The following is a 3,626-nucleotide window of genomic DNA, read 5'->3' on the forward strand; positions in this document are numbered from 1 at the left end:
GCCAAGAGTAACCTTAGCCCTTCGACACCATCGGCGGCTTCGCCCACGACTTCAATTTGGGGATGCTCTTCTAATAGCCCACGTAAACCTAGCCTGGTGAGGGCATGGTCTTCGATGATAACGACTCGAATCAGGGGCTGATGCGACATGAATATCTAGCTAAATGGATTAGGTCGATCGATCTGGGCGATCGTCATAAGTATCCAATGGACTGATGACACCCCACCAACCCATTATGCCATGCTGGAGAGTACCCTTCACTAGAGCCAGCGCATCATGAAAAATCAAGCTCACCCGCCAACTATGCCAAAAGACTGCATTGCGCTCGTCGATGATGCTGATGATAATACCAATCTCTTGCAATCTGCGCTGGAATTAGCTGGATACCAAGTTCGGCAGATCCCGATCGCCAATGCCCTAGCCGAACTTCAAGCATTGCTGCCACAACTAGTGGTGTTAAATTTGCACGAGTCCGAGGCCCAAGCCTATCAACTCACTCGCCAACTGCGACAGCGTAAAGATTTGCCGTTTATACCGATCGCACTGATGATCGATCGCTGTCCGGCGGCGATGGTGGCGGTGATGGATGCTGGAGCCGATGATTTTATCTACCGATCGATCGCGCCAACTGAGCTACTAGCAAGAGTCCGAGCCTTGCTCCGGCTCAAGCGCAGTATCGACGATCGCGAAGCGATGGTATCGATGCGGGAAGAATTTGTCTATCGCCTCACCCACGATCTCAAAACTCCCCTAGTCGCTGCCGATCGGGTGCTGGGGCTACTCCAGCGCGGTAAGTATGGAGACTTGCCCGATTCAGCGATTCAAGTTCTCAATTCGATGCAGCATAGCAATCAAGATTTGCTGGAAATGACCAAAACTCTGCTGGATATCTATCGCTATGAATCTGGGCAAAAATTTTTGACAACTACTCAATTTAATCTACTGAAACTAGCCGATTCAGTCATTGCCGAATTAGATCCCCTTGCTGCCGAAAAAGGGATCTTCTTGGCGGTGCAACCGATCGATCGCAGTACGATTAATCCGGCAGATTACTATATCGAGGGGTCGCGGATTGAGTTACGTCGTGTGCTAGTAAATTTGGTTGGCAATGCAATTAAATTCACCGCCAGTGGCTCGATAACTGTAGAGTTCAATAAACTTCCTCGCGTACTAGAAATGACGGTGCAAGATACTGGCTGTGGGATCGATCCTCAAGACCTCCCAATCGTGTTCGAGCGGGCTTATCAGGGCAGTCATCGCTATTCTGGTAACGGTTTGGGGCTGAATCTAACCCGCCAAATCATCGAAGCTCATGATGGCAAAATTTCGGTGAGTTCGCAACTGGGGCAGGGTAGTACTTTCACTGTTTTATTACCACTGTCATCAGCCGATCGGCTGAGGTCTGAGGATGGATAGAGCTAACTTTGGATCTAACCGTTAAGCCGATTTGGAATGCAGGGCGATATGATTAAATGGATGTATCAACCGAAAGAACTGATTTCAACGGTTGCAACCATTTAGTTATTTCGATACTCAATCCTAAAAATATGAAGAAACTTCTTGCCCTAATTAGTGTATCTATCTTGGCACTACAAGCATTGCCAGCAGCAGCAGTTACTCGTCAACAGACTGCTAGCAAAAGCTTTACTCAATGGTGTCAGCAACGCAAAACTTTACCAGTTGCCACTCAACGCACGATCGAAATCTTGCTAGTCAAAGCTAATACCCAAAATTGTAATTTAGCCGATCGCCAACTGACTAGTCTCAAACAGCTTAATCTCGCTAAAAATCAAATTAGCGATCTCCAACCATTGTCAAGTTTGCGGAACTTACGTTCGCTCTCGCTCCGCACCAATCAAATTAGCGATCTGCGACCATTAGCCAGTCTGACTAACTTGAATTGGCTCAACCTGACTGATAATCAAATTAGCAATCTTCAACCATTATCAAGTTTGCGGAACTTGACTTCGCTTTACCTCAACAATAATCAGATCGGCAATGTCACCCCGCTAGCCAGCTTGATTAAATTAAATGGGCTGTCATTGGATACCAACCAAATTAATGATATCCAGCCATTAGCCGGATTGAGTAACTTAAATTGGCTCCGTCTCAGTAATAATCAGGTTGGTAATATCAGACCATTAGCAAATTTAAGTAACTTAAATTCGCTCAATCTCAATCGGAATAAGGTTGCTGATGTTGCACCATTAGGCAGCTTGACCAATTTACAAAATCTCTACCTCAATGAAAATCAGATTGGCAGTATCGACCCATTAAAATACGCGACTGAATTAACTGGACTGTCGCTCGAAGGCAACAGAATTAGTAGCGTCACGCCATTAGCAGAATTAAATAATTTGAATTGGCTCAATCTGAGTAAAAATCAGATTGTTGATGTCAAGCCGTTAGCAAATTTAAATGAATTGAATTGGTTGAATATTAGCAACAATCAAGTTACTGATGTTAAGCCGTTAGCGAGTTTGACTAAATTGAATTGGACGATCTTAAATACCGATCGACAAAGCCCAAATGTCAATAGCTTGCCCAATCAAAAATAAGGTGAATCGATAATTATGTTGTTAGGATAGAGATTTCGACCTCATCCTAACAGCACCCACCTTTTACGTGGGGGGTAACTCTCTGTACAACTTTAAAATGGAGAAAAGCATATGAATAACGAACTAAATTTAATCGCAGGTGGAGATCTCGAAGCTGATGGTTATAGAGCATCTGTAAGTGGCGAAGAAGCTGTTGGGGGTAGTGCATCAGTCCCTGGTCAAAACGATCCTGAAGACATGGCGATCGCCGTAGGGATTCAATTACCTGATGGCACACCACTAAATGTGAAGGACACGATCGAAGATCGCGACGAAGATCGGTGGGAGTTAGATCCGGCATCGGCACAGGATTGGTCGGTTAAGACTACGGAAGTCGATCCAGAAACAGAAGTTTTTGGATCGATATAGAGCAATTAAATGGATTCGGAACATGCCAAGATTTATCGGTAAAAAATCAAATCCTACTGCCGCGATCGCTCTCATATTACTAGGAATTGGTCTGGGGATCGCCGCAGTCTGCGAATATGTAGGAATAATATCGATTATTCCCAACTTTGGTAAAACCAATCGTCCGATTCAGGATCGATCGGTACATAGCCAGCCAGTGATGCGAGGTGGAAAATATCACGTATAAAGGTAGCGATCTCATCGGTAAACCCGTTGTCGCCAACGATACGGGTGAGGTAATTGCTGATGTCAACGATTTGGTAATCGATCGCAGTAACCATCAACTAGTTGGTATCGTCGTCGAGGAGAAAACTTGGTTTCATGAAGCTGCGGTAATTGCATTCGATCGGATTGCTGGGATGTTACCAAATACTTTGATGGTGGACACCAGGGATGCGATCGTTAACGCCAGCGAGATTCCCCAAATCCAGCGAATTTTGGATCGCGATCTCGTTCTCAGCGGGACGCGGCTGACGACATTAGAAGGAATGGATTTGGGCACGATCGTCGATATTATTTTTGACGAAAAGACAGGTAAGATCGATAGCTATGAAACAGCTAGAGAACAGGCTGGTGATGCTCAAGAAAAACACGCCTTTGTGCCCATCCCCGATCCCTTAA

The 3,626-nt window shown here is 45.3% G+C and carries 6 protein-coding genes; 5 read left to right on the forward strand and 1 reads right to left on the reverse strand.

Annotated features, from left to right (window positions below; translation table 11 throughout):
- Nucleotides 1–168: 168 nt before the first annotated feature.
- The gene (locus tag ACEW9J_RS11930) at nt 169–294 is read right to left on the reverse strand and encodes a hypothetical protein (protein WP_373545342.1); all 126 of its coding nucleotides are present in this window, start codon (nt 292–294) and stop codon (nt 169–171) included.
- Nucleotides 295–303: 9 nt separating this feature from the next.
- On the opposite strand from ACEW9J_RS11930, the gene ACEW9J_RS11935 reads away from it, so the two are divergent.
- From ACEW9J_RS11935 to ACEW9J_RS11955, 5 genes are all read left to right on the forward strand, one after another.
- The gene (locus ACEW9J_RS11935) at nt 304–1,416 is read left to right on the forward strand and encodes a sensor histidine kinase (RefSeq protein ID WP_373545343.1); all 1,113 of its coding nucleotides are present in this window, start codon (nt 304–306) and stop codon (nt 1,414–1,416) included.
- A gap of 131 nt (nt 1,417–1,547) precedes the next feature.
- Nucleotides 1,548–2,558: a leucine-rich repeat domain-containing protein gene (locus ACEW9J_RS11940; RefSeq protein WP_373545344.1), complete on the forward strand. Its 1,011-nt coding sequence runs from the start codon at nt 1,548–1,550 to the stop codon at nt 2,556–2,558.
- A 111-nt stretch (nt 2,559–2,669) separates the two neighbouring features.
- Nucleotides 2,670–2,966 carry a DUF6335 family protein gene (locus ACEW9J_RS11945; RefSeq protein ID WP_373545345.1) on the forward strand — a complete coding sequence of 99 codons (297 nt, stop codon included), beginning with the start codon at nt 2,670–2,672 and terminating at the stop codon, nt 2,964–2,966.
- 22 nt (nt 2,967–2,988) lie between these two features.
- Complete coding sequence (locus tag ACEW9J_RS11950) at nt 2,989–3,192, forward strand: hypothetical protein (protein ID WP_373545346.1); 204 nt, start codon at nt 2,989–2,991, stop codon at nt 3,190–3,192.
- The coding region (locus ACEW9J_RS11955) for a PRC-barrel domain-containing protein (protein WP_373545347.1) at nt 3,173–3,626 on the forward strand (454 nt) is incomplete at its 3' end. The genes ACEW9J_RS11950 and ACEW9J_RS11955, both read left to right, overlap by 20 nt.

Origin of the sequence: Chamaesiphon sp., assembly GCF_041737865.1 — a bacterium.
Taxonomy (GTDB): domain Bacteria; phylum Cyanobacteriota; class Cyanobacteriia; order Cyanobacteriales; family Chamaesiphonaceae; genus Chamaesiphon.

Bases quoted from the DNA above. Each gene is read 5' to 3' on its own strand.
- ACEW9J_RS11935 (WP_373545343.1), top strand. From the start codon at position 304: ATGCCAAAAGACTGCATTGCGCTCGTCGATGATGCTGATGATAATACC.
- ACEW9J_RS11940 (WP_373545344.1), top strand. From the start codon at position 1,548: ATGAAGAAACTTCTTGCCCTAATTAGTGTATCTATCTTGGCACTACAA.
- ACEW9J_RS11945 (WP_373545345.1), top strand. From the start codon at position 2,670: ATGAATAACGAACTAAATTTAATCGCAGGTGGAGATCTCGAAGCTGAT.
- ACEW9J_RS11950 (WP_373545346.1), top strand. From the start codon at position 2,989: ATGCCAAGATTTATCGGTAAAAAATCAAATCCTACTGCCGCGATCGCT.